The 23,766-nt window shown below is 68.5% G+C and carries 21 protein-coding genes and 2 pseudogenes; 13 read left to right on the plus strand and 10 right to left on the minus strand.

The window, feature by feature from the left end; all coding sequences use genetic code 11:
* A pseudogene (locus Q664_RS61510) lies at positions 1-399 on the plus strand (hypothetical protein); the annotation flags it as partial.
* 3 nt (positions 400-402) lie between these two features.
* On the opposite strand, the gene Q664_RS60225 reads toward Q664_RS61510, so the two are convergent.
* Positions 403-573 (minus strand): hypothetical protein, encoded by a 171-nt coding sequence (locus tag Q664_RS60225; RefSeq protein ID WP_198956325.1) that lies wholly within the window; start codon positions 571-573, stop codon positions 403-405.
* Between the two features lie 260 nt (positions 574-833).
* Here Q664_RS60225 and Q664_RS34750 point away from each other — a divergent pair, with 260 nt between their 5' ends.
* The 4 genes from Q664_RS34750 to Q664_RS34765 all read left to right on the plus strand — a co-directional run bounded on the left by Q664_RS34750 (position 834) and on the right by Q664_RS34765 (position 7,683).
* Entirely contained in the window at positions 834-1,070 is a 237-nt protein-coding gene (locus Q664_RS34750) for a hypothetical protein (RefSeq protein ID WP_043405720.1), read from the plus strand.
* A 228-nt stretch (positions 1,071-1,298) separates the two neighbouring features.
* On the plus strand, positions 1,299-5,381 hold the full coding sequence (locus tag Q664_RS34755) for a hypothetical protein (protein WP_043405723.1): 4,083 nt from the start codon (positions 1,299-1,301) through the stop codon (positions 5,379-5,381).
* Positions 5,382-5,638: 257 nt separating this feature from the next.
* Complete coding sequence (locus Q664_RS34760) at positions 5,639-6,601, plus strand: hypothetical protein (RefSeq protein WP_043405726.1); 963 nt, start codon at positions 5,639-5,641, stop codon at positions 6,599-6,601.
* Between the two features lie 284 nt (positions 6,602-6,885).
* Positions 6,886-7,683, plus strand: a complete 798-nt coding sequence (locus Q664_RS34765) for a Uma2 family endonuclease (protein ID WP_043405728.1) — start codon at positions 6,886-6,888, stop codon at positions 7,681-7,683.
* 40 nt (positions 7,684-7,723) lie between these two features.
* Here the strand turns inward: Q664_RS34765 and Q664_RS34770 are convergent, their stop codons facing one another.
* On the minus strand, positions 7,724-8,236 hold the full coding sequence (locus Q664_RS34770) for a hypothetical protein (protein WP_043405731.1): 513 nt from the start codon (positions 8,234-8,236) through the stop codon (positions 7,724-7,726).
* 225 nt (positions 8,237-8,461) lie between these two features.
* Here Q664_RS34770 and Q664_RS34775 point away from each other — a divergent pair, with 225 nt between their 5' ends.
* Positions 8,462-10,261 (plus strand): ABC transporter ATP-binding protein, encoded by a 1,800-nt coding sequence (locus Q664_RS34775; RefSeq protein ID WP_075207601.1) that lies wholly within the window; start codon positions 8,462-8,464, stop codon positions 10,259-10,261.
* 153 nt (positions 10,262-10,414) lie between these two features.
* Complete coding sequence (locus Q664_RS34780; RefSeq protein WP_043405736.1) at positions 10,415-10,903, plus strand: NUDIX hydrolase; 489 nt, start codon at positions 10,415-10,417, stop codon at positions 10,901-10,903.
* 10 nt (positions 10,904-10,913) lie between these two features.
* On the opposite strand, the gene Q664_RS61515 is transcribed toward Q664_RS34780, so the two are convergent.
* Complete coding sequence (locus Q664_RS61515; RefSeq protein ID WP_043405739.1) at positions 10,914-11,189, minus strand: neutral zinc metallopeptidase; 276 nt, start codon at positions 11,187-11,189, stop codon at positions 10,914-10,916.
* Between the two features lie 93 nt (positions 11,190-11,282).
* Between Q664_RS61515 and Q664_RS53075 the strand changes: the two genes are divergently transcribed.
* Positions 11,283-13,253, plus strand: a complete 1,971-nt coding sequence (locus Q664_RS53075; protein WP_160174565.1) for a PAS domain-containing sensor histidine kinase — start codon at positions 11,283-11,285, stop codon at positions 13,251-13,253.
* A 46-nt stretch (positions 13,254-13,299) separates the two neighbouring features.
* Positions 13,300-15,165, plus strand: coding sequence for an OPT/YSL family transporter (locus Q664_RS34795; protein WP_052519040.1), 1,866 nt, complete (start codon positions 13,300-13,302; stop codon positions 15,163-15,165).
* A gap of 423 nt (positions 15,166-15,588) precedes the next feature.
* On the opposite strand, the gene Q664_RS34800 is transcribed toward Q664_RS34795, so the two are convergent.
* The 3 genes and pseudogenes from Q664_RS34800 to Q664_RS34810 all read right to left on the minus strand — a co-directional run.
* The gene (locus tag Q664_RS34800) at positions 15,589-16,188 is read right to left on the minus strand and encodes a 2,3-bisphosphoglycerate-dependent phosphoglycerate mutase (protein WP_043405742.1); all 600 of its coding nucleotides are present in this window, start codon (positions 16,186-16,188) and stop codon (positions 15,589-15,591) included.
* 51 nt (positions 16,189-16,239) lie between these two features.
* Complete coding sequence (locus tag Q664_RS34805; protein WP_152622510.1) at positions 16,240-16,872, minus strand: CBM96 family carbohydrate-binding protein; 633 nt, start codon at positions 16,870-16,872, stop codon at positions 16,240-16,242.
* A gap of 280 nt (positions 16,873-17,152) precedes the next feature.
* Positions 17,153-17,780 (minus strand): annotated as a pseudogene (locus Q664_RS34810) (tyrosine-type recombinase/integrase); the annotation flags it as partial.
* Between the two features lie 382 nt (positions 17,781-18,162).
* Here Q664_RS34810 and Q664_RS34815 point away from each other — a divergent pair.
* The 4 genes from Q664_RS34815 to Q664_RS34830 all read left to right on the plus strand — a co-directional run bounded on the left by Q664_RS34815 (position 18,163) and on the right by Q664_RS34830 (position 21,885).
* Positions 18,163-18,744: a hypothetical protein gene (locus Q664_RS34815; protein ID WP_160174566.1), complete on the plus strand. Its 582-nt coding sequence runs from the start codon at positions 18,163-18,165 to the stop codon at positions 18,742-18,744.
* A 3-nt stretch (positions 18,745-18,747) separates the two neighbouring features.
* Positions 18,748-19,377, plus strand: coding sequence for an ankyrin repeat domain-containing protein (locus Q664_RS53080; protein ID WP_052519041.1), 630 nt, complete (start codon positions 18,748-18,750; stop codon positions 19,375-19,377).
* 1 nt (position 19,378) lies between these two features.
* Positions 19,379-19,642: a DUF5953 family protein gene (locus Q664_RS62745; protein WP_043405752.1), complete on the plus strand. Its 264-nt coding sequence runs from the start codon at positions 19,379-19,381 to the stop codon at positions 19,640-19,642.
* A gap of 344 nt (positions 19,643-19,986) precedes the next feature.
* Positions 19,987-21,885: an ATP-binding protein gene (locus Q664_RS34830; RefSeq protein WP_160174567.1), complete on the plus strand. Its 1,899-nt coding sequence runs from the start codon at positions 19,987-19,989 to the stop codon at positions 21,883-21,885.
* Between the two features lie 26 nt (positions 21,886-21,911).
* On the opposite strand, the gene Q664_RS34835 is transcribed toward Q664_RS34830, so the two are convergent.
* From Q664_RS34835 to Q664_RS34850, 4 genes are all read right to left on the minus strand, one after another.
* Positions 21,912-22,307, minus strand: a complete 396-nt coding sequence (locus Q664_RS34835; RefSeq protein ID WP_043405757.1) for a GFA family protein — start codon at positions 22,305-22,307, stop codon at positions 21,912-21,914.
* A gap of 73 nt (positions 22,308-22,380) precedes the next feature.
* Positions 22,381-22,983: a hypothetical protein gene (locus tag Q664_RS53085; RefSeq protein ID WP_152622513.1), complete on the minus strand. Its 603-nt coding sequence runs from the start codon at positions 22,981-22,983 to the stop codon at positions 22,381-22,383.
* A gap of 23 nt (positions 22,984-23,006) precedes the next feature.
* Positions 23,007-23,405, minus strand: a complete 399-nt coding sequence (locus Q664_RS34845) for a hypothetical protein (RefSeq protein WP_043405760.1) — start codon at positions 23,403-23,405, stop codon at positions 23,007-23,009.
* 63 nt (positions 23,406-23,468) lie between these two features.
* Positions 23,469-23,766, minus strand: a 298-nt coding sequence (locus Q664_RS34850) for an Ig-like domain-containing protein (RefSeq protein ID WP_235216988.1), incomplete at its 5' end; no start/stop codon positions are given.

The following is a 23,766-nucleotide window of genomic DNA, read 5'->3' on the forward strand; positions in this document are numbered from 1 at the left end:
CCCCGGAACGACCGCCCGCCGCGCGGAGATCGTCCCCAGGGAGACCGTCCGCCGCGGGGAGACCGTCCCCAGGGAGAGCGGCCTCCGCGCGGAGATCGTCCCCAGGGAGACCGGCCCCAGGGCGAGCGCTTCCCGCGAGGAGACCGCGCGCGGGGCGATCGTTTCCCGCGTGGGAACGGTGAAGGCCAGCGTCAGTGGGGAGAGCAGGGCGCGAGGCCCTCGGAGCAGCAGCCGGGGCAGCAGGGCCCGCGGGGGCGTCCTCCGGAGCGGAGGAGCGATCGGCCCGATCGGGGGCCGCGTCAGCCTCGGGGCGGTGGTGGCGGTCCGGCGGTGACCTACGTGCAGAAAGCGCCGCTCGCCCCGTCCGCTTCGCCGTCGAAGCCGGAAGACGAGTCCTAGCCGTTAGCGGTAACGCTCCTGCTGGGGCTCGGGCTGGCATGCCACCTCGAGGAAGGTGGTGCTGCGCCCGGAGACGAGCACCCACAGACAGCGCAGCAGGCAGGTGGCTCCGAACTCCCGGTAGATGAGGCCCAGGTTCTCGAGTACCTCGCGTCCGGTGATGACTCCCCGCATGCCGCACCCCCTCGGATGGACTTCGCGAGGGGCCTACTGCAAAGGCTTTGCCGAGCCACTCCTGTCGAAATGACAGGGTTTGTCGGCGGTTGGACGCGCCAAGCCCCCCGTCTTCCGTTGGGAGATTTACGCCCACCTGCGCCGAGGTGTGACGACCGGGCGGGAAGCCTGGAGTTCCTACAGGCTGCCTGTGGAAAGGTTGACGGGCGCTCGGGGATGATGGGCCCGCCGTCCAATCCTTGTCCTACGTAGGAGTCCCCATGCGTCGCACCGCCCTCGCCGTTGCCGTGGCCTTCGTCCTCGGTGGTTTCTCCCAGCGCGCCTTCGCCGAGAAGCAGCCCAAGATGGAGGAGGCGCTCGTCCACCTGCGCTACGCGCTGGCCGCGCTCAAGTCCGCCTCCCATGACAAGGGCGGCCACCGCGCCAAGGCCGTCGAGCTCACCGAGAAGGCCCTGGACGAGGTGAACAAGGGCATCGCCTTCGACAACAAGCGCTGACGCCCGCCAGCGCCAGGACCCCGAGGCGGGCCTTCACTCCCGGAGTTGACGCCATGCGTCGGGCCGGTGGAGTGGGGGCCCGCCCGGGTCAAACCGGTGATCCACGAAAGTGTCGGACGGGCGCAACTGGAAACCTACAAGGTCGATAATCGTAAATAGGCAGGTTCCCGTACATCCCCCGCCCCGGGCACACCCCAGGCGCGCGCCGCACCCCCGCGAGGTTTCTCCATGTCGATCAAGAAGACGGACGGCTCCACCTACGTTCCGAAGCCGAAGCCGCCCGAGCCGAAGCCGGTCGAGACGAAGGCGAAGCCGAACACGACGGCGCAGACGGCCAACCAGGGCGGCACGACGCGGACCGCGGGCAACCAGGTCCGGCAGCCGCAGACGCGGGACGGGTTCGACGGTGGCAAGGCGCCCACCTCGACGGCGCGCGGCCAGACGGCCGAGAAGCTGGGCTCCACCACGGCGCCCGCGGGGACGCAGCCCAACGCGGCGGCGGACAAGGGCGCGCTGGCGAAGATCGGCCTGACGGAGGAGGACCTCAAGAAGGCGGGTGAGGCGGCGCGTCCGCACCTGGAGAAGGCCGTGCAGTCGGTGGCGGGTGGCCACCCGGAGCAGGCGCTGGAGCACCTGCGCAACGCGGCGCTGGCCTCGCCCGAGGTGGCGCAGAAGGCCATCAACGGTCTGGCGCAGAACCTGCCCGCGGGCCCGGCCAAGACGCTGCTGACGGATCCGAAGGTGGCCAAGGAGCTGGTCACCAACAATCAGCTGCACGCCTCCATCGGCAAGCTCATCCAGAACCCCGGTGACACGGGCGCCGTGCGCGAGCTGCTCAACAACGCCCCCGCGCGTGACGCGGTGCTGGGCGCGCTGGGCAATGATCCGCAGATCAAGGAGCAGCTGGCCAAGGTCGGCCTGGAGCCCAAGGACCTGGTCGAGGCGGGCGCGGCCGCGCCGAAGCTCTGGGACGCCGCCGAGAAGATCAAGGCGGGCGATGTGAAGGGCGGTCTGGCGGACATCCAGGCGGCGGTCGAGGCCGCGCCGGGACTTGCCGCCAAGATTGGCGAGAAGCTCGAGAAGCTCCTGCCGCAGGGCGTGAAGGATCAGTTCGCCAAGCTGGGCATCACCCCGGAGCAGATCCGCACGGCGGGCCCGGCGCTGCCGCACCTCTACGAGGCGGCGGACGCGGCGTCCAAGCAGGACTGGGGCAAGGCCTTCAACTCGTTGAAGGAGGCGGCCATCGCCGCCCCGGACCTCACCACGCAGGCCATGAAGGGCCTGGCGCAGCAACTGCCGGCCAACCTGGGCGCGGTGAAGACGCTGCTGACGGACGACAAGTTCCTCAAGGAAGTCGTCACCAACCGCGACCTGCACGGCCAGGTGGGCAAGCTCTTCGACGAGTCCACCCGGATGGAGGGCCTGCGCGGGCTGCTCAACAACGACAAGGTGCGTGACACGGCGCTCACCGCGCTGGGCAACGACCCCAAGGTCAAGGAGCAGCTGGCCAGGATTGGCCTGGAGCCGAAGGACCTGGTCGACGCCGGCAAGGCCGCGCCGAAGCTCCTGGACGCCGCCGAGAAGATCAAGGCCGGCGATGTGAAGGGCGGTCTGGAGGACATCCAGAAGGCCGTGGAGGCCGCGCCGGGGCTGGCCGCCAAGATTGGCGACAAGCTGCTGAAGATCCTCCCGCAGGGCGTGAAGGATCAGTTCGCCAAGCTGGGCATCACCGAGCAGCAGCTCCGCACGGCGGGCCCGGCGCTGCCGCACCTCTATGAGGCGGCGGACGCGGCCTCGAAGCAGGACTGGGGCAAGGCGTTCAACTCGTTGAAGGAGGCGGCCATCGCCGCCCCGGATCTCACCACGCAGGCCATGAAGGGCCTGGCGCAGCAGCTGCCGCCGCAGCTGGGCGCGGTGAAGACGCTGCTGACGGACGAGAAGTTCCTCAAGGAGGTCGTCACCAACCGTGACCTGCACTCGCAGGTGGGCAAGCTGTTCGACGAGTCCACCCGGATGGAGGGACTGCGCGGGCTGCTCAACAACGACAAGGTGCGTGACACGGCGCTCACCGCGCTGGGCAACGACCCGAAGGTCAAGGAGCATCTGTCCAAGATTGGCCTGGAGCCCAAGGACCTGGTCGAGGCTGGCCGGGCCGCGCCGAAGCTCTTCGACGCCTTCGACAAGATCCAGAAGGGCGACGTGAAGGGCGGTCTGGCGGACATCCAGGCGGCGGTGCAGGCCGCGCCGGGGCTGGCCGCCAAGATTGGCAACAAGGTGGTGGACGCGCTGCCGCAGGGCGTGAAGGACCAGTTCGCCAAGCTGGGCATCACCGAGCAGCAGCTCCGCTCGGCGGGCCCGGCGCTGCCGCACCTGTTCGAGGCGGCGGACGCGGCGTCCAAGCAGGACTGGGGCAAGGCCTTCAACGCGCTGAAGGAGGCGGCGATCTCCGCGCCGGACCTCACCACGCAGGCGCTCAAGGGGCTCGCGCAGCAGCTGCCGGCCAACCTGGGCCCGGTGAAGACGCTGCTGACGGACGACAAGTTCCTCAAGGAGCTCGTCACCAACCGCGACCTGCACGGCCAGGTGGGCAAGCTCTTCAATGACTCCACGCGGCTCGAGGGCCTGCGCGGGCTGCTCGGCAACGACGCGGCGCGCGACACGGCGCTCACGGCGCTGAGCAACGACCCCAAGGTCCAGGAGATGCTGACCCAGGCGGGCCTGACGCAGCAGGATCTGCTGCAGGCCGGCAAGGCGGCGCCGCACCTGTTCGACGCGGTGAAGGCCTTCTCCGAGGGGAAGATCGACGAGGGCATCACCGCGCTGGGCTCGGCGGCCGAGGCGGCGCCGGAGCTGCTGAACAAGATTGGCGAGAAGCTGATCAACAAGCTGCCCGAGGGCCTGCGCAAGAACATCAGCGACCTGGGGATTACGCCGTCCGAGCTCATCCAGGCGGGCCGCGCGCTGCCGGACCTGCTCAAGGCGGGCCAGGCGCTGGGCCAGGGTGACTTCCAGGAGGCGCTCAAGGGCCTGCAGTCCGCGGCGGGCAAGATGCCGCCGTCCATCATCGAGAAGGCCATCACCACGACGGCCGGGAAGCTCCCGGACGAGGGCTTCGGCGGCGTGGTGAAGTCGATGCTCACGGACAAGGACTTCGTCCACCAGCTGGTGGCGAACCCGGACGTGCACGCGGCGTTCGGCAAGATGATGTCGGGCGACCTGGTGCAGGGCACGAAGGACCTGCTGACCAACCCGGCGCTGGCGACGGCGGCGGGCAACGCGCTCGCGAAGAACAAGCAGCTGATGGAGAAGCTCTCGCCCTTCGGCATCGAGAGCGGCGCGGACATCGCGGCGCTGGGCGGCGCGGTGTTCGACGTGATGCAGGCGGGCCAGCAGATCGCCCAGGGCAAGCCGGGCGATGCGCTGAAGTCGCTGGGCCAGGCGCTGGCGGAGGTGCCGCCGGAGCTGCGCGGGCGCATGGCGGGCAAGCTGGCCGAGAAGCTGGGCGCGCCGGACTGGGCCAAGGACACCATCGTCGCGGCGGCGAGCCTGCTCGGCAACGACGAGGTGGGCAAGGCGCTGGGCGACGCGTTCGGGGCGCTCAAGAACGGGGACATCGGCGGCTTCGTGAAGGGGCTGGCCACCACGGGCAAGACGATCGCCCAGACGGCTCCGGACGCGGCCAAGGCGTTCCTCAACTCGCTGTCGAAGATTCCGGGCAGCCTCGGCGAGCTGTTCGCGGACCGCGAGCTGAACGCGGCGATGGTGGACTCGGGCGCGGTGACCAACCTGTTCGAGGCCGCGGAGAAGCTGTCCACGGGCGACATCGGCGGGGCGCTGAGGGAGATCGCCGAGGCGGGTGGCGCGCTGCTGACGCAGGGGGACCACTTCGAGGTGGCGGGCCAGGAGCTGCCGTTCGGGCGTCAGGGCATCGAGAACATGACGCGGCTGTTCGGCCGGTTCGTGGACGCGCTGCCGGACGAGCTGAAGGAGAAGATCGCCAAGGAGTCGGCGAAGTTCGCGGCGAAGGCGGGCCTCAAGTCGGTGCCGCTGCTGGGCAACGTCATCAGCGCGGGCAGCGCGATTGGCAGCGCGAAGGACCTGTGGGACGAGCTCCAGAAGGATCCGAAGGATGGGCTCGACATCGCGCTGGCGGCCGGCCAGCTGGGTCTGGACGTGGCGGGAGCCATCCCGGGTCTGAACAGCATCACGGGCCCGCTGCAGATCGTGCTGGGCACGGCGAAGGTCATCAAGGGAGCGGCGGACCTGATCGGCGACGTGCGTCAGTTCCAGCAGAGCCTGGTCGGAGCCTGAGGAAGTCCAACCCACCCCTCTCCCTCCGGGAGAGGGACGGGGTGAGGGTGCCGGGGTTCCCGGGTCGAGCCCGCGTCACGCCCCCTCTCCCTCTGGGAGAGGGTTGGGGTGAGGGTCTGCCCGCGTGACGCGGCCGTCCATGCTTGGAGTCAAGAATAATTGAGAAGGACCCCCATGGGGAGGGAGGGGCAGGTGGGTGTAAGGTGCGCGTGGGCTCCTCGCGATGGGGGAGCGTTTTGCTACGAGCACAATCACTCATGAAGAGTCTGAAGCTGGCGGTTCTGCCCCTGTTGACGCTGATCGCGGTGCCGGCCGAGGCCGCGCCTCGCATGAAGGTCATCCTCCCGGAGAAGACGAAGAACACCTGCATCCGCAAGGTGGCGCGGCTCTCCTCCACGCTCAAGTACGAGGCGGCGCTCGCCGAGCTCGCCACGCCCGGGTGTACGCAGGAGCTGAACCCGGAGGAGCAGCTGTGGGTGTCGTTGATGGAGGGCGTGCTGCACCAGGCGCTCGAGCAGACGCCGCGGGCGGAGGAGTCCTTCTGCCGTGCGCTGAAGCAGGAGGAGTTGGCGAGCCTGCCGCTGGAGAATCCCGCGGCGGAGATGGACGAGCTCTTCGAGAAGATGCGGGTGGAGTGCCCGGATCGCGAGAAGGCGAAGGCGGCGCAGGCCGAAGCCGAGGCCGCGGCGAAGGCCGCCGAGGCCGAGGCAGCGGCGGCCGCGGCGGCCGCGCCGCCGCCCGTGGAGCCGACGCCTGCCGTGGAGCCGGAGCCGGCGTACTCGCTGGTGGACTCGTTCGAGCTGTACGCGGGTTTGCATGGTGAGGCGGACGTGGGGAGCTCGGGGCCGCTGCCGCTGGGGGGCGTGAACGTGAACGCCTCGGTGGGGCTGCCGTTCGGGCTGAGGGCGGGGCTGGGCCTCACGGCGATGGCGTCGCCGCGATTCTCCTCGGCCATTGGGTTGTTGCTGGCGGACGTGCGGCTGGCGTACCCGTTGCTGTCGTCGCCGGGGAAGTTCGGGCTGCAGGTGTTCGCGACGGGTGGCCCGCTGCTCTACGCGCCGAGCCCCATGGCGGCTGGAGGCCGGGCGGGCCTGGGCGTGGCGCTGGACGTGTCCAAGGTGCGCGTGTCGCTGGGTGGCTCCTACGAGTGGCGCAGCCACTACCGGCTCGACTACGCGGCGCCGATGGCGTGGCTCGAGCTGGGCTGGAAGCTCCGCTAACCCCTTCTGGTGCGGTGAAAGGAAGCCGCCGCGGACCAGGGATTGCCCGGGCCCCGGCGGCTTCTCCGTTTTCAGTGCTTGGAGTGCTGGTCCCGTGCCGTGGAGGCGGCATCCCGTGGCGCGGATGTCCGAGGGGCATCCAGGAGCGCTCGAGCAGGGGGGCTCCAGAGCGCCGGAGTCTCGATTGAGTACCCGGCCCGCGACTTGCTCTGTCTCGTCGCGAGGGTGACGGGGATGGCGGCAACGGGTTGACCTTGGAGGTCACCCGCATCACGCTTCGAGACATGGAGCGCGACCGGCGGGGCAACGCGGAGGCCTTCCCCCAAGCACCCTCCCAGCAGGAGTGGGAGGCGATGAGCGTGGAGGAGCGGGAGCAGGTGGTGGCCTCACTGCCTGGTGAGGTGACGTGGGACGAAATGGCCATGCCGGAGGGCGACCGGCACCTGGGGGCGAAGGTGAGCGCGCTGGATGTGCTGAGGGCGCACTTCAGCCGCCACCGGAGGCCCAGGATGTACCTGGGCGCGGAGCTGCCCGTGTATTACCCGGACGAGCGGCGTTTCGCGCCGGACCTGTTGGCGGTGCGGGACGTGGAGCGGCACGAGCGGGACAAGTGGGTGGTGAGTGCCGAGGGGAAGGGGCTGGACTGGGTGATGGAGGTGCACGTGGGGGGCGACCGGAAGAAGGACGCCGAGTACAACGTGCGGCGCTACGCGCGGTTGGGCATTCCCGGATACTTCATCTACGACCGGAAGAAGGAGCGGTTGATGGCGTACCGGCTGCCGGCGTCCGGGCCGAGGAAGTACGGGCCCATTCCCCTGGTGAGGGGGCGCTATCACTCGGAACAGTTGGGATTGGACTTGCAGGTCGAGGAGGGACGGCTGCGCTTCTGGGCGGGGCGCACGCCCCTGCTGGAGTCGGACGAGCGCATCGCTGGGCTGAAGAAGGAGGCGAGGCTGTTGCGGCGGCGCGCGACCGAGGAGGCGCGGCGCGCGGCCGAGGAGGCGCGGCGCCGGGAATCAGCGGAGCAACAGCTCGCGAAGTTGCGAGCCAGGTTGAAGCGGCTCAGGACGCGGGGCGCCTGAGCTTCGAGCGGGCGAGGGTGGATGCTTTGGGCGGAACCCGCTACCCGAGCTTCTTGATGAAGGCGGCGGTGAGCTCGGCCTTCTTCGCGTCGCTCTCGCCCGCGGGCACGATGAGGATGCGCTCGGGAGGGAGCACCTTGCGTGCGCGCTCCTGCAGGTGGGCGGAGTACTTGGCCACGTACTCGTCGGCGGTCTTCTGGGCGACGCCAGAGGCCAGCCCCTTCTTGCGCTGCTCCTCGAGGCCCGCGAAGTCGAGCACGCACCCATCGGCCTGGCCGAGGTAGAGCAACCAGCTGACGCTGTAGAGGCCCACGCGCTGCTTGCCGGCGGCGAGCTTCTCGAGCGCGTCCTTGTAATAGGGGGCGAGCTTGGGGTTCTCGCCCGGAGGCAGGCCGCCCTGGAGGAGCAGCTTCTGGGCCTCCTTGTTGTCGGAGACGGCGTCGGTGATGGCCTCGTTGTCCACGAAGGTCAGCTGGGACGTGGCGCAGGCGCGAGCCATCCAGGGGGCGGCCTCGGCCGGCTCGTTGTCGAAGACGATGACGAAGCGCTTCATCGGAGGGGGTCTCCAGGTGAGGGATGCGGCCATCATAACCCCGGGAAGCTGGCCGGAGGGCATCCTGGCGAGCGGATTCCTCGGCGGGAACGCGGAGCCCGCTCGCCTGGTGCACGGGGTGGCGGGAATGCGGCGCACGTGGGAATGGCGGGTTAGAGAGAGGGCGTGTCTCCACCGCTTTCCTCCCCGCGTCCCCCTCAATCGTTGAAAGCCCGGCTCAAGGGCATGGGCACCCTCTTCCGGCAGTTGCCGGGCACCTTCCGGCTCTTCTGGGAGGCGAGTCCCCGGGGGGCGGTGGTGCTCGGGGTGCTGACGCTGGTGGCGGCGCTGGTGCCGGCGGCCATCGCCTGGGTGGGCAAGCTCATCGTGGACGGGGTGGTGGCGGCGCAGTCGGGCGGGGGCGAGGCCGCGCGCGAGCGGGTGCTGCGGCTGGTGCTGCTGGAGTTCGGGCTGATGGTGGGCTCGGTGACGCTGGACCGGGCGTTGTCGCTGACGCGCGAGCTGCTGCGCGCCAGCCTCGGCAACCTGCTCAACGAGCGCATCCTGCAGAAGGCACTGCAACTGGAGCTGCGGCACTTCGAGGACTCGGACACGTACGACAAGATGCAGAACGCGCGGCGCGAGGCCAACAGCCGGCCGCTGGCACTGGTGATGGATGCGTTCTCCATCGTGCGCAACATGGTGACGCTGTCCACGTACGCGGTGCTGCTGGTGACGCTGTCTCCGTGGAGCGTGGTGGTGCTGGTGGCGGCGAGCATCCCGGCGTTCATCGCGGAGGCGCGGCTGGCGGCGGAGGGCTTCCGGCTCTACTCGTGGCGGGCGCCCGAGGGGCGCAAGCTGAACTACCTGGAGTGGATCCTCACGCGGGACAATCACGTGAAGGAGGTGAAGGTGTTCTCGCTGGGCCCGCTGGTGCTGGGGCGCTACCGGACGCTGTTCCAGAAGTTCTTCCAGGAGGACCGGGCGCTGGCGCTCAAGCGGATGGGATGGGGGCTGGGGCTGGGGCTGCTGTCGTTGGGGGCGTTCTACGGGTGCTATGCGTTCGTGGCGAACCGGGCGGCGCTGGGGACCATCACGCTGGGAGACATGACGCTGTACCTGATGGTGTTCCGGCAGGGGCAGACGGCGTTCCAGGGAATCCTCTCGAGCGTGGGGAGCATGTACGAGGGGGCGCTCTTCATGAGCAACCTGTTCGCGTACCTGGAGATACCGACGGGGCAGGAGGCGTCGAGGGTGCTGCCCGCGCTCACGGCGCCGAGGGGACGGGGCAACGCCATCGAGCTGCGCAACGTGTCGTTCCGCTACCCGGGGAAGAAGGAGTGGGCGCTGCACAACCTGTCGCTGAAGCTGGAGCCGGGGGAGAAGCTGGCGCTGGTGGGCGAGAACGGGGCGGGGAAGAGCACGCTGGTGAAGCTGCTGCTGCGCCTGTACGAGCCCACGGAAGGGGAGATCTTCTACGGGGGGGTGAACCTGAAGGACATGGAGCCGGAGGACCTGCGCTCGAGGTTCGGCGCGGTGTTCCAGGACTTCGTGCGCTACCAGTTCAGCGTGGCGGAGAACATCGGGTTGGGGCACGTGCCGGGGCTGGAGGATCGCAACCGCATCGTCCGGGCGGCGGAGCAGGGTGGGGCGAGCACGGTGATTTCGGCGTTGCCCAACCAGTACGACACGATGCTGGGCGGCTGGTTCGAGAAGGGACAGGAGCTGAGCGGAGGGCAGTGGCAGAAGCTGGGAGTGGCCCGGGCGTTCATGAGGGAGGACGCGGAGGTGCTCATCCTGGACGAGCCGACGGCGAGCATCGACGCGGAGTCGGAGCACGCGCTGTTCGAGCGCTTCCAGGAGCTGGCGGCGGACCGGATTGCCCTGGTCATCTCGCACCGGTTCTCGACGGTGCGGATGGCGGACCGTATCGCGGTGCTGCACAACGGCGAGGTGGAGGAACTGGGGAGCCACTCGGAGCTGATGGCGCGTAACGGGCGCTACGCGCACCTGTTCAACCTGCAGGCCCGCGGTTACCGGGACTGAACATGCCCCCACTCCGCCCAATCTCCCCTCGCCCTCCGGGAGAGGGTCGGGGTGAGGGTGCCACGCCTCCCGGGTTCCCCCCAGGGGTCGGACGCGAGGCGCCTACCTCCTGACTTCTTGCGGAGCGGCGCGCGAGCGATAAGAGCGCTGTCCATGCCCTACACGCCCATCATCGGCACGCTCGGCTACGTCATGTCCCCGGACGGGACGAAGGCGCTGCTCATCCACCGCAACGCGCGTCAGAACGACGCGCACCTCGGCAAGTACAACGGGCTCGGCGGGAAGATGGAGCCCGGCGAGGACGTGGTCTCCTGCATGCGCCGCGAAATCCTCGAGGAGGCGGGCATCGAGTGCACGGAGCTGACGCTGCGAGGCACCATCAACTGGCCCGGTTTCGGCCCCAAGGGAGAGGACTGGCTGGGTTTCATCTTCCGCATCGACCGCTTCGAGGGCACGCCGCACGAGCGCAATGTGGAAGGCACACTCTCGTGGGTGCCGGTGAAGGACATCATGAGCCTGCCGCTGTGGGACGGGGACCGGCACTTCCTGCCGCTGGTGTTCGACGCGGACCCGAGGGCCTTCCACGGCGTCATGCCCTACGCGGAGGGCAAGGCGGTGAGCTGGTCCTTCACGCGAATCTGAGACCCTCGGCTCACTCCGCGCGGCGGAACGTGTCACACGCCTCGACCGTGCCCTGCTCGAGCCCCTTGCGGAACGTAGCGCACGCCGAGCGGCTCGAGCAGCCGGGGCCTCCCGCGGGCGCCTGGGGGTCTCCGGACAGCAGGACGGACGGGTCGCCTCCGAGCAGCAGCACCAGCAGGGCGACGACCAGGGGGGTGACACCGCCTCCAATGGCCAGCGGACGTCCTACACCCGAGCCGGGCCGGTCCTCGATGTTCGAGCTGCGACGACCCCCTTGCCACCGCATCGGTGCCCCTCCTGGCCAGTCCTATGGATGGCGAGCAGGGAGGCGGATAATCCCGCCGTCTTTCAGTACACTACCTTTCCAATGACGTTGTCGGTGGACTCGCGCATTTTGAGGTTTCTCCTGCGGCTGGCATCCATCGCGGCGAGCACCGCCATGCTGGTGGGAGCCGTCGTCCTGGTGGGCGGCTGGGGCTTCGGAATCGAGGGCCTGAAGGTCCTGGTGCCGGGCATGCCCGCCATGGTTCCAGCGACCGCGACCGGGCTCATCCTCACGGGCACGGCATTGGGGCTGCTGTGCCCCGTCGCTCCGTCACCGTTCCGGCGTTGGGCGGGCCGCGTCTGCGCCGCCCTGGCCAGCCTGCTCGGCGCGCTCGTCCTGGCCGACTATGTCTTTCATCGGGAGTGGCTCGGCGGGCTCTTCCTCTGGCTGCCGCCCACGTCCCGGCTTCCCTCTCCCCAGACGGCGCTCTGCTTCCTCCTGCTCGGCCTTGCCCTGTTGCTGCTGGACGTGGAGACGCGGAGGGAGCGCCGGCCCGCGCAGTACCTCGCGCTCGCCGTGGCGCTGCTGGCCTGGACGGCGCTGATTGGCTATGGGACGGGCGCCTCCCAACTCCATACGCTGCCGGGCCTGCCCGCCGGGATTGGCATGGCCTTGCACACGTGCACGGTCTTCTTCGTCCTGAGCCTCGGGATCCTCGGGACGCGGCCCACCCAGGGGCTCATGCGCACCTTCACCGGAGCGCACGCGGGCAGCGTCATGGTGCGCCGCCTGCTGCCGCCCCTGCTGCTCGGCCCCTACGTGGTGGGCCACCTGTCCCTGCTGGGGACGCGCGCCGGCCTCTACTCCTCCAGCACGGCCTTCGCCCTCGTCACGGGCATGCTGACCTTCATGGGACTGCCCTTCCTCTGGTCGGCGTCCCGCAGGCTCAACCAGGCCGGGCTCGACCTCGAGCAGGCCTGGCGCTCCGAGGCGCTCCAGCGCGCGTGGCTCATGAGCATCATCGAGCAGATGCCCGACGGCGTCCTCATCCTGGACGAGCAGGGGCACATCCTCGTGGCCAACGCGGCCGCCAAGTCACTGTGTGCCAGCGACTCCGGCGGGGTGGATGCCTTTGGCAACCGGTTCCTCTTCGATCTGCGCGGGCCCTCCGGCGAGCCCCTCTCCTGGGAGGAGGTGCCCTTCGTGAGGGCGGTGACCCGTGGCGAGCTGGAGCCGGGAGTCGAGCTGTCGCTGTGGACGCGGGACGGGCGGAGCGTTCCGGTGCTGGCGAGCGCGACGCCCATCCAGGGGCGCCAGGGGACGCCGGGCGGAGCCGTCTCCATCTTCCGCGACATCACCCCGCTCAAGGAGCTGGAGCGCCAGCGCGAGGAGTGGACCTCGGTGGTGGCCCATGATCTGCGCCAGCCGGTGAGCGTCATCGCCCTGGCGCTCGATGCGCTGCGCAACGACATGCCCGAGGGCCCGCCCGCGCACCAGGAGGAGCCCCTGCGGTGGATAGACACCAGCGTGGGCAACCTGCGCCGGATGATCGATGATCTGCTGGACGCCTCGCGCATCGAAGCGCGGCAGTTGCGGCTGGAGCGGCGGCCGGTATCGCTCACGGAGCACGTGCACGCGTGCGCCCGGCGGATGGAGGGACAGGCCCGGGGCCGTCCCATCCGCGTCACCGCACCGGACGAGGCGCTGACGTTGGGAGATCCGCTGCGCATCGACCAGGTGATCACCAACCTGCTCTCGAACGCGGTGAAGTACGGCGCGCCCCAGACGCCCATCGACGTCGAGGTCACCCGGCTGGAGGACGAGCTGCGGGTGTCGGTGTCCAACGAGGGGCCGGGCATCCCGCCGGAGGAGCTGCCCCGGCTGTTCCGCCGCTTCCACCGCACGCCGGGGGGCCAGAGGCAGGCGGCGGGGATCGGCCTGGGGCTCTACATCTGCAAGGGGCTCGTCGAGGCGCATGGGGGCCGGCTCTGGGCCACCAGCACCCCGGGCCGCAGGACGACCTTCTGCTTCAGCCTGCCGGAGCTGGAGCGGGAGGAGCGGTCCCTGGCGTCGGGCGCCCACTGAGGCCGGGGTTGGAGGGGCCCTCTGAGGCCGGTACCCTACGTCATCCATGGCTCAGCCCCTCTCTCCGAACCCGTCCTCTCCGCCTCCGGTCACGCCCCACGCGGTGGGCTCTCCCGAGGGCGATGCCCCGCGCTTCGGTTGGTTGCCCACGCCGGGCACGTGGAAGTTCCACCTGCTGCTGAGCGCGGTGGCCATCTTCATTCTCGGGCCACTGGGAGGCATCGCCGCCTCGTACATGAACTTCAGCCTGGGCTTCTTCGTGGGCGGGCAGGTGCTGGCCGGCATCCTCGGCAGTGCCGTCACCTACGGCTACGGCCCCGAGGGCAAGCACGGCGCCAATTACATGCAGACGATGGCCGCGTCGGTGGCCTCCATGTGTGCCATGGCCGTGCTCATCCAGGCCATGGTGTGGCTGGGCATGCCGCAGCCGCCGGCCTGGCACCTGATGCTCTTCGTGGGGTGCGTGGGCATGTTCGGCGTGGGCGTGGGAATGCTCTACACGCCGCTGCTGGTGGACCGGTTGCAGCTGGACTACCCGTCGGGCTACGCGGTGGCCAACATCCTGCGGGCGCTCACGGACAAGCGGCTGCTGAAGGCCTCCATCGCCAAGCTGGGCGGAGGCACGGGGCTGGGCGCGGGGGTGGCGGCGCTCACCGAGCGCGTGGCGGCGGTGGGGGCCTCGGGCCTGAGCGCGTCCACCATTGGCGCGGGCATGGTGGTGGGCAGCCGCATCACCGTGCCGGCCGTGGTGGGCGGCCTCCTGGGTCATGCCTTCACCCCGTACCTGCGGAGCATCGGCTGGCTGGGGGCGGACGAGCCGTTCCGCAAGATTGGCTTCCTCATCGGCCTGGCGATGATCTGCGGCGCGGCGGTGGTGGACCTGTCGTTGCTGGCGGTGCAGGCGGTGGACCGGGTGCGCAACCGGGCGAAGGTGGCGGCCGACGAGGTGCCCGCGTGGAAGCAGGTGAGCCTGCCGAAGCTGTTCGGCTGGGTGGGCTTCTGGGCGGTGGCGGTGGTGGTGGTGGCCACGCGGCTGCTGGAGCAGCCCCTGGGCTTCATCCTCTTCGGCCTGGGGCTGTCGCTGCTCTTCGTGCTCGTCAACGGCATCGCCTACGGCATCACGGACCAGAATCCCATCTCCAGCGCCTTCGTCATCTCGGTGCTGTTGATGTCGCTGCTGGGGCTGAAGAATCCGCTGGTGGGCGTGATGGCCGCGAGCATCCTGCTCATCTCCACCTCGGTGGGCTGTGACATGCAGCAGGACCGCTCCACGGGCTGGCGGCTGGGGACGGACCGCACGATTCAATTCCGCTACCAGGTGATTGGCATCGTCATGGGCGCGGTGCTGTGCGTGGGGTTGGCGCGTGTCTTCATGAGCGCCTATCCGGTGCTGGCCATCAACCAACTGGACAACCCGGGGGCTCCGGTGGGGCAGTGGAGCTCGGCGATGACCTACAAGTTCGTGGGCGCCATCCGCAGCCTGGGCTCGCTGTCGGAGCACACGGTGAAGGCGCTGCTCTTCGGCCTGGTGCTGGGCTTCGTCATCGAGGTGGCGCGCAAGCTGCTCAAGCGCCACGCGCGCTACCAGGCCTTCCTGAAGGGCTCGCGGGCGGGCTATGCGGTGGGTTGGACGATGGACGCGGTGCTGCTGTCGAGCCCGTATGCCTCGTCCTTTGGCGGCTTCGTGAACCTGCCGGCGGCGCTCTGGTTCGGCGCGGGCGGCGTCCTGTCCTCGCTGTGGAACACGCTGACGAAGAAGGCGGCGCCGCACGCGGCGGGCTCGCCCGGAGAGGGCGAGGCGCTGCCGGAGGACATGAGCACGACCTCGCTGGTGGGCGGCGGGCTCATCGCTGGCGAGTCGCTCTACTTCCTCTTCGTGGGCCTGGCCGGACTGCTCACGCTGCTCTGGTGACTCCCCACCAATCCAGAAGCCCATTCCGAGCGCCCACTCCGAGCGCCCACTCCCTCGCCCTCCGGGAGAGGGTCGGGGTGAGGGTGCCTCGGGCCCCGGGCTCCCCTTCTGTAACTCCTACCGATGTACTTCTTACCGACTCTGGCCTCGTCCCTGGGTGCAGGTCTCGCCAACCCCCTGAAATCACAAGCACCAGCCCCCGGAAATCCGCTGGCACGCGGAATGCTCTATCTCATCCACGTAAGGCGGGTGGGGCAGGACGGGTTGGGTGGGGTTGGGACGGGCGGGTGGGGCAGGACGGGCGGGTCGGTCGAGGGCGGCGGGTAGGGGTTGGGGGGGTTGGGGGGAGCAGTGTACTGGGGGTAGTGCCGTGGGGAGGAGCTGCTTGGGGGCGGCTCCTCCCCGTTTTTTTTGGGCGCGGGCTCAGGAGTGCTTGCGGAGCACTTCGCACTCGGCGGACAGCTCGTAGACGAGCGGCACGCCGGTGGCGAGCTCCAGGCCCACGACCTGTTCGCCGGTGAGCTTGTCGAGCCTCATCACCAGGGAGCGGTTGGAGTTGCCGTGGGCGACCACGAGCACGTTCTTGCCCTGGCGCAGGTCGCCGCTGATGGCGCGCTCGTAGAAGGGCAGCACGCGCCTGGCGGTCATCTCCAGGGACTCGCCATTGGGGGGCGGGATGTCATAGGAGCGGCGCCACTTCTTCACCTGGTCATCGCCCCAGCGCCTGGCGGCGTCTTCCTTGTTGAGGCCCTGGAGGTCGCCGTAGTGGCGCTCGTTGAGGGCGGCGTCGCGGATGACGGGGATGCGCTGGCCGAGCGACTCGAGGATGATGGCGAGCGTCTCCTGGGCGCGGGTGAGGGCCGAGGTGTAGGCCACGTCGAACTTGAGGCTCTTGAGGGACTCGGCGGCCTGGCGGGCCTCGGAGCGGCCCTTCTCCGTCAGGGGCACGTCCACGAAGCCGGTGAAGCGGTTCTCATGGTTCCACAGGGACTGTCCGTGTCGGACGAGAGCGAGGATGGGCATATGCGCGTCCCCTACTTCAACCCGGGCGGGCGTGTAAACCCTGCGACCCGCTCATGGGTTGGCGGCACACTCCTCCGAGGCGGGTGCCTCCACGGACAGGATGAGCCGGGGTGCCCATTCGAGGCGCACGTGCTCCTTGGAGGCGAAGTCCACGCCGTTACGGGACTCGGTGGTGAGCGCGAAGCCGTAGGGCCCGCTGCCCGTCACGAAGGAGGTCACGTCGTACTCCACCCAACTGCCATGGGGCACGTCGCCCACGTCATCGAGGGGGCCGCCCGTCACCGAGGGCCGTTGGCTCCACGTGAGGCTGTCCTCGCTCCAGTCCGTGGTGGCCGGGTACAGCTTGGGCCCGTCCGTGCTGCCGTCCATGGCGTAGAGGCGCAGCGTGGCCCGTCGCACCGGGCCCGGCTGTGCGGGCACCTCGAAGCGCAGGAAGGCCGAGCGCCGCGAGAGATTGTCCGCCACCAGCTTGCGCTCGGCGCCGGAGCGGGGTTCCTCCAGCCCCTCTTCCACATACGCGTCGTCCGTGGGGGCGAGGTCCACCTGCCGCGGCTCCAGGGCCGAGGACTCCTGGCACCGCGAGTTCCCCGCCATATCGCCCGTCTCCCCGCCGCACCGAGCGAGCAGCATCAGCGCCGCCCACCCGGCAACACCCCTGACACTCCAGTGCACACCTTGCTTCATGTTCCCCCCCTGCTTCCCATGTGTCAGCCGTGCACCGGGGATGCCAGGAGGAGGGGGCGCGAGTGGGGTGGTGGCGCGCTCACTTCGGGAAGGCGCGTTGCCCTCGGAGAGCGGAAATGGGAGCACCGTGAGGCGTGGCGGTGACTGCTCCCGCCTCCCGGGGCAGGGCCGTGTGTGGCAGCCGACGGGTTCGAATCCCGTCGGGGAGAACCTGGAAGGCCTGGCAATCTCCAAGGGGTTGCTGGGTTTTTCCTTGTGCCCCTCCGGCGTTTCTGGCCGGTGCGGCGTGGAGTTGGGTCACAGGCCGGTCGAACTGCTGCACCGCGCTCTCCCGGGCCTCCGGCGCGAGGTGGGCGTAGCGCGTGGTCATCTCGATGGTCGCGTGGCACATCAGTTCCTGGATGACCTTGAGCGGAACGCCCCTCATTGCGAGGTGGCTGCCGTAGGTGTGCCGCAGGTCGTGCCATGTGATGCACCCGTGCTCGCGCGTGATGCCCGCTCGGCTCAGTGCCCGCTCCAGGCGGTGTTCGGTCATGCCAGCGGTGAGCGGCTGGCCGTCCTCCTGGCAGTACACGTAAGGGCCGCGCAGGTGCCGGTGTCCCTCGATCGCGTCCACTGCCGAGCCCGGCAGGTCCACCGTTCTTTCCCGTCCACCCTTCGGCAGCCCCGTCACACCCTGCCAGACGGTACGCCGCACCTTGAGCTTGCCGCGCTGCAAGTCCACGTCGCCCCACTGGAGCCCGATCAGCTTCCCCATGCCGCAGCCCCGTCTTGAGCGCCAACAGCATCAACGTTCGTCACTCCGGCTCAGCGGCGTCGAGCACGTGCTCGGCCTCCTCGAAGGTGAGGAAGTCGAAGGGGGGCTTCTCCGTCTTGAACAGCTTCACGCGCGGCACGTGAGCGATGACTGCCCCTCTGCTCCGCCGTGTCCGTACTGGAGCGCGCCGCGCCCACTGTCCTGGTTCCCATGACGCTGCGTCGTCCCTTGGAGTACCGGACCGAGCCCAAGCCCCGCGCCGCTGGCGCCCTCCCGCGCCAGGTTCCGCGCTCCGGCCCCCCTGGAACCCCTCGTTGTCAGATTGCGCGTGCATAACTCCGAACAGTTCCACCAAGACCCTTCAGGTCCTGAATTGATCGGAGGACGTATCCATGCGTTTCCGAGCGTGCCTCGCACTTCTGCTCTTTGCCTCAGCCTGCGCGAGCGCGCCCGCCCCGCGGTCGATGCCACGGCCCCACGCCTTCGCGTCGACTCCCACCTCGGGCCCGCGCATCCGGCTCGTTTCCGCGCCGATGGAGCCGACACCAGAACGGTCGTGGATTGGAAAGGCGGACCTGGACAAGGCCAGGGCCCTGCTGTCTCGGGCACGCCAAGACATCGAGCCGCGTCAGTGGGAACAGTTGGACCGCAAGCTCACCGCAGCGGAACGAGCCTTCGAGCGCTTCTCGCGCGCCGCGAAAGCGAGCGGGCACGCCGCCGAGGTGGTGAGGGGGGCGGAGGGCGTCGCGCAGGCGGGACGCGCCAGGACGCTGGCTGAATTCCTCCCCCGGGTGGGCCCGTTGCTCGTGGGCCTCGTCCTGCTCTACCCCTTCAGCACCGCCGGGCCGGAGATCGACCGTCGCCCGGAGTGGGTCGACGCTCAGCGGGAGTACGAGGCGCGGCTGCTGGACGTAGCGGAGGAGTCGCGGCGGCTCATGGATGAATTTGAGCGTCAGGACGCGGAGAAGCGGTGGCAGATTCAGAAAGAATGCTTTGGAGGCAAGCCCGACCCAAGCCATGAGAACGCAATCACCGAAGTAGAGAAGGCCTTGGCGAATACCAGGAAGCTTCAAGACCAGAATTGCGCCCCTGGTCATCCGATGGCGGAGCTATGAGCCATGTCGAAAGAACTCTTCGCGGCGATCGAACAGCACGATGCGTCCCGGGTCAAGGCGCTGCTGGCCGGTGGTGCCGATCCGAACGAGCCGCAGGCGCAGTGGCCGGGTTTGCATCCGCTGCATGTGGCCATCAACGAACTCGCGGAGAGAGGCGGGCTCGACGTACTCATGGCGCTCCTCGAGCACGGCGCCGACGTCAACGCATGGAACGTCGGGCGGGACGTGACCCCCTTGTTGGTGGCGGTCTTCGAAGGCCAGCAGGCGGCAGTCGAAGCGCTCCTGAAGGCGGGGGCTGAGCCCAACGTGCGTAGCAGCGAAGGGGACACGCCGCTGCGGGCGTGCGCGGGCGTGGGCGCTCTGGGCATCGCCGCGCTCCTCCTGGGCGCTGGGGCCACCAGGACGATCAACGAATGGGGCGGGCAGGCCGGATACACTGCGCTCGGGCTTGCGGCATCGCGGCTGGATATCCCGATGATGAGGCTGCTTCTCGACGCGGGCGCCGATCCAGAGGCCCCGGACGAGGACGACCGGCCCGCCCGCGACCGCCTGCCGCCGCGCGGTGCATCGGATTCCCAAATAGGGGACACCGCGTTCGAACTGCTCCGGGGAGCGCAGGGCCGCAACCCGTAGAATGTGGGGCGCGCACCTCCAGTTCACGGAGGCGCCGCTCGACGTGGACAACCCCACGCACCTGGACGCGCTTCTGCGAGCCTACGAGCGCTTCCTGGAGATCGGCGGGCGCTCGCCCCCATGCGGCTCGGCACGGCTTACGGGATTTGCTGGCCGCCCCGATGCCCTGCACTCTCGCGGCAGGCGTCAGGGCGGCCCGCTCAAGCCACTCCGCACGCGCCCCGGTCGGCTCCGAAACAGCTCGGCAGCGGTGCAGGGCGGGTGAGCCAAGCGAGCGCGTCACCGGAACGCATCAACGACAAACGCCGCTGCGACAGAGCCTTCGAGAATGGCGGTTCCAGGCTTGGACTCGGGCAGCTTCCGCATCACACAGGGGAATCGTCCAGACCTGCCCATACAGGCGGCTCGTCGCCGCGAACGGATGGAGAGCCAACCTGCCAGGTCGGGCACGAGCGCGGCAACGCTCACACCTCCTTTTTTCAGGGAAGTGGAGGCCGCGGTCAAAGCGGTTACTCTGGGGCCTTGATGTCGTCCACGGCCGTGTCCTCCGCGCGGCCGGGCGGGATGCCGTCGTCGCTTCGGGACTCATCACCTCGGGGGAGGAAAAGAATGGCGTTTCGGCCAGTGCAGTACAAGGAGGTTCAACACTTCATCAACCGGGCCTACAATGAATGCCAGGCATTCCAGTGGGCTCGGGAGACCTTGAAGAACGCACTCGAGGCCGGGGCGACGAAGGTTCATTTCGGCGTCGAGTATCAGGCCGTCGAGCGCCTCGGAGTCTACCGGAGGCTCATCGCCGACAACGGCAAGGGCATGACGGAGAAGCAGCTCTACGAGTACTTCTCGTATGCCGGCAATGGTGAGAAGCGCATCGGTGGCGAGCATGACAATTTTGGCATTGGGGCCAAGATCTCTCTCATGCCCTGGAATCCCCACGGACTCGTCATCGTCTCCTGGGTCGATGGCAAGGCCTCCATGATCTGGATCCAGAAGAGTCCACGAACTGGTGAGTACGGCCTGCGCAGTTTCGAGGAGTATGGGGACGACAATGTCGTCGAGCCATTCGACGACCCCGAGCATGGTTGCGACTGGAGCAAGGTCAAGCCTGACTTCATCGAGGACCACGGAACCGTCATCGTCCTGCTCGGCGGCTCGGCGAAGGATGACACCGTCGAGGGGGACCCCAATCGTCCGAGTGAGCACGGTGCGTCGAGGAACCTCATCCACTACTTGAACCAGCGGTTCTGGGTGCTCCCGGAAGGAGCCGAGGTCACCGTCAATCGATTCTTGAATGACCGCGACAAAACCAAGTGGCCCCATGATGCGCGCGCGGGCCGGCTCGCGCTCGACGATGACTTTCGAAGGGGCGCCTATATCACGCTGTACGGGAGCCGGGTCCACATCACCCAGGCGCGCAGGAAGGGAAGGGCGGAGGTCTTGTCAGGCACCGTGCCCCTCCAGGACGGCACGCGCGTGCATTGGTTCTTCTTGAAGCACGGCGATATGCCTGATCAGGCGCAGGGCCCCAGCACGAGCTTCATCGGCATCCTCTACAAGGACGAGCTCTACCACGTGACGTCGCATCACGCGTTCTACCGAACCATGGGGGTGACCCCGCAGGCCGTGCGAACCAGGCTGTGGGTCGTCCTCGAGCCCCCGGTCGATGCTCCACCGGATGTACGGGGGGTGTATCCGGAGAGCGCGCGCAGCGCGCTGAAGTACTCAGGGACACCCGACCGGTCCGTGCCCACGAATGACTGGTTGGCTGAGTTCTCCAAGCACATGCCCGAGGCGATCCGCCAGGCACTGGCCGAGGCCTTTGGTGATCAGAAGGATGATTCGAACATCACATCGAGACTGATGGGGCGGCTGTCACAGTATCTGAACCTCTGGGGCAAGAAGTTCAAGCAACGGAAGTTGTCGACGGTGGAAGGAGGGGGCGACGAGTCCGTGGACGTCAATCTGCCCATCTCCGGAGGGGTGGGGCTGGTGGTCGACGCTCGTGAGGGCAGAACGCCGAGCGAGCAGGGTGACAGCCGGTCACATGACCCCGTGGAGAAGACGCCCATCGAGGCGCTCGCGGAGGGGAGCGATCAGAAGAACGCGCGGCGGAAGACGTCTCCTCGCCAGCTCCCCGAGGTCCAGTGGCGCGAGAAGACGGATTTCGAGGACCAGGAGAATCACCTCGCGCAGTGGCTCGAGACCCAGCACCTGATTCAACTCAACAAGGAGCATCTCGTCATCAAGGAGCAGATCGCGCGATGGCAGTCGCGATATCCAGACCATCTCGCCGAGGACGTGGCTGGCAAGGTGCGGGATGTCTACTCGACCGCGGTGCTCAGCGTGTTCCTCGCGACGGAGGGCCTGAGCGTGGGGAAGTTTGATCGTGAGAACCGCTTTCGCACGCCCGATGTGCTGACGGTCGCTCTCCTGGGCTACTTCCGGGAAGACGAGATCATCCGACAGCAATTGTCCTACCTGGGGAAGGCAAGGGAGGGCGAGGAATGAAGATTGGCGTTGGATGCGGCGGAGCTTCAGCGGGTGAATTCTTCTCTCCGGATGAGCCCATCGTCGGGCACTTCGTAATAGTCACCCTTGCTGCCCAGGTAGATGTGCGCCTTCGGCGTCAGGCCTGTCGGGGCGTCGAATGTCCCCGCGCAGATCGACATCTTCGGCGCGCCCTCCTCGTCCCAGAACAAGCTCGACCCGCACTCACCACAGAAGCCCCTCCGGACTGTTGCGGACGCCGCGTACCACCGCAGCCCGCGCTGTTCAGTCAATTCGAACCCGGGCCGATCGACGGCGGTGTAGGCGCCGACGTGCCCGTGCCATCGACGGCACTTCGAGCAGTGGCAGAACGTCACCGGCGTGAGCTCGAGGGTGATGCCGTACCGCACTGCGCCGCATGCACATCCGCCGGTCTTCATCATGCGTCGCCGTATAGCAACACCGCGGGGGTGATTGAAAAGGATAGGCGAAACTGGAGGGGCCTCTCCTCAGAGCTCAATCGTCATCATCATCGTCGTAACCCCCACCCCCACCACAGCCACCGCCGCTGTCCTGCTCATCTTCTTCATGGACGCGATCCGGCACATCGAAGGTGCACGTCAGCATGCCTCCGTCCTCGTAGCGGTAGACGAACTGACCTTCCGCGTGGTCCGGCGTCACCCGGCGGAGCGTCACGGAGCCCTCCACCGGAACTCCGGGCGGGGTGGGGTAGGCGCTTCCCTGGCTCGTGAAGCCCTCCCACCCGCGCACCAGCGATGTCTCCTCGGGGACCAGGCGCTCCTGCTGTGGCTGGAGCTTCACGGTCCGCGAGGAGCTCGCCTCGAACCGGGGCTCGCCCGTCAGGGTGATCCTGGCCCCCCAGTTCACGAGCCCCGAGACCCCGTTGGGCGTGTAGTTCAGCTGGACCTGCGTATGCGCGCTCCCGTCCGAATCGATCAAGGTCGGCTGGTAGGAGTTCAAGGTGAGGGGCCATGTCACGCTCCGGCCCAGGTAGGTGCCCGTGCATTCGCCCGTGGGCTTGGGTGTCGAATGACAGGAGGGGATGAGCAGCGTGCAGGTCAACAGCGCGAACACGACGCGAGCGGATGAGCGGGGCATGTGCCGGGTTCTCTAGCAGACTCTCAGCGCCGGGCCTTCTTCTGCCGGCGGTACTCCGCCAGCCAGTCCGGGTGGGTGCTCGCGTCCTGGACGTCCACCATCTCCAGCAGGTAGCCCTGGGGCTCGTTGGAGCGCTCCCGGAGCACGAGCTCGATGAGGACCCAGCGGCCCTTGCCGAGTCCACCCAGCACGTAGTCCCGCGTCGTCTCCAGGCCGAGATTCACGTACTCGGTGTGGCTGTGGCGCTGGAGGGCTGGATCCTCCAACGCCGGGAGCACGGGCCGGAAGAAGTCCGCCCGCTCCTCGGCGTAGGTGACCTTCAGCTCCCGGGTCATGGTCTCCTCGAGGGGCAGGCTGAAGGCCGTCGACACCGTCAGTCCCCTGAATGTCCAGGGGATGCTTCTTCCCGCCTCGATGAGCATGTGTTTCTCCTCGTGATTGTGATTGGCGCGACGTGGCTCGCTCTGGACGAAGCCTGCTTCGCCTCAGTTCCGCGACTCGCCCGTCAGCGAGGGCGACGCGGGGCGGCGCCGCGAACGCAGGCGGGTGAGCATGAGACCCAGGCCCCACAGGGACCAGGAGCCAGCGGAGGCAGAAGTGCTCGCGCAGCCGCAGCCACTGGCGGGCGGGTCCTCCCCGGGAGAGGAATCCGGCGGGAGCTCCACGGTGAAGGAAATCGCCGCGGAGGGCGGACTGATGTTGCCAGCGGCATCCGTGGCGATGGCCTCGACAGTATGCGCGCCCTGACTGAGCAGCCAGGGCATGGTGAAGCTCCAGGCCCCC

Source organism: Archangium violaceum Cb vi76 (assembly GCF_000733295.1).
Classification (GTDB): Bacteria; Myxococcota; Myxococcia; order Myxococcales; family Myxococcaceae; genus Archangium; species Archangium violaceum.

What these genes read in the sequence shown, in the direction of transcription:
- Q664_RS60225 (WP_198956325.1), bottom strand. Translation starts at nt 573, where the DNA reads ATGCGGGGAGTCATCACCGGACGCGAGGTACTCGAGAACCTGGGCCTC.
- Q664_RS34750 (WP_043405720.1), top strand. Translation starts at nt 834, where the DNA reads ATGCGTCGCACCGCCCTCGCCGTTGCCGTGGCCTTCGTCCTCGGTGGT.
- Q664_RS34755 (WP_043405723.1), top strand. Translation starts at nt 1,299, where the DNA reads ATGTCGATCAAGAAGACGGACGGCTCCACCTACGTTCCGAAGCCGAAG.
- Q664_RS34760 (WP_043405726.1), top strand. Translation starts at nt 5,639, where the DNA reads ATGAAGAGTCTGAAGCTGGCGGTTCTGCCCCTGTTGACGCTGATCGCG.
- Q664_RS34765 (WP_043405728.1), top strand. Translation starts at nt 6,886, where the DNA reads ATGGAGCGCGACCGGCGGGGCAACGCGGAGGCCTTCCCCCAAGCACCC.
- Q664_RS34770 (WP_043405731.1), bottom strand. Translation starts at nt 8,236, where the DNA reads ATGAAGCGCTTCGTCATCGTCTTCGACAACGAGCCGGCCGAGGCCGCC.
- Q664_RS34775 (WP_075207601.1), top strand. Translation starts at nt 8,462, where the DNA reads ATGGGCACCCTCTTCCGGCAGTTGCCGGGCACCTTCCGGCTCTTCTGG.
- Q664_RS34780 (WP_043405736.1), top strand. Translation starts at nt 10,415, where the DNA reads ATGCCCTACACGCCCATCATCGGCACGCTCGGCTACGTCATGTCCCCG.
- Q664_RS61515 (WP_043405739.1), bottom strand. Translation starts at nt 11,189, where the DNA reads ATGCGGTGGCAAGGGGGTCGTCGCAGCTCGAACATCGAGGACCGGCCC.
- Q664_RS34795 (WP_052519040.1), top strand. Translation starts at nt 13,300, where the DNA reads ATGGCTCAGCCCCTCTCTCCGAACCCGTCCTCTCCGCCTCCGGTCACG.
- Q664_RS34800 (WP_043405742.1), bottom strand. Translation starts at nt 16,188, where the DNA reads ATGCCCATCCTCGCTCTCGTCCGACACGGACAGTCCCTGTGGAACCAT.
- Q664_RS34805 (WP_152622510.1), bottom strand. Translation starts at nt 16,872, where the DNA reads ATGAAGCAAGGTGTGCACTGGAGTGTCAGGGGTGTTGCCGGGTGGGCG.
- Q664_RS34815 (WP_160174566.1), top strand. Translation starts at nt 18,163, where the DNA reads ATGGAGCCGACACCAGAACGGTCGTGGATTGGAAAGGCGGACCTGGAC.
- Q664_RS53080 (WP_052519041.1), top strand. Translation starts at nt 18,748, where the DNA reads ATGTCGAAAGAACTCTTCGCGGCGATCGAACAGCACGATGCGTCCCGG.
- Q664_RS62745 (WP_043405752.1), top strand. Translation starts at nt 19,379, where the DNA reads ATGTGGGGCGCGCACCTCCAGTTCACGGAGGCGCCGCTCGACGTGGAC.
- Q664_RS34830 (WP_160174567.1), top strand. Translation starts at nt 19,987, where the DNA reads ATGGCGTTTCGGCCAGTGCAGTACAAGGAGGTTCAACACTTCATCAAC.
- Q664_RS34835 (WP_043405757.1), bottom strand. Translation starts at nt 22,307, where the DNA reads ATGATGAAGACCGGCGGATGTGCATGCGGCGCAGTGCGGTACGGCATC.
- Q664_RS53085 (WP_152622513.1), bottom strand. Translation starts at nt 22,983, where the DNA reads ATGCCCCGCTCATCCGCTCGCGTCGTGTTCGCGCTGTTGACCTGCACG.
- Q664_RS34845 (WP_043405760.1), bottom strand. Translation starts at nt 23,405, where the DNA reads ATGCTCATCGAGGCGGGAAGAAGCATCCCCTGGACATTCAGGGGACTG.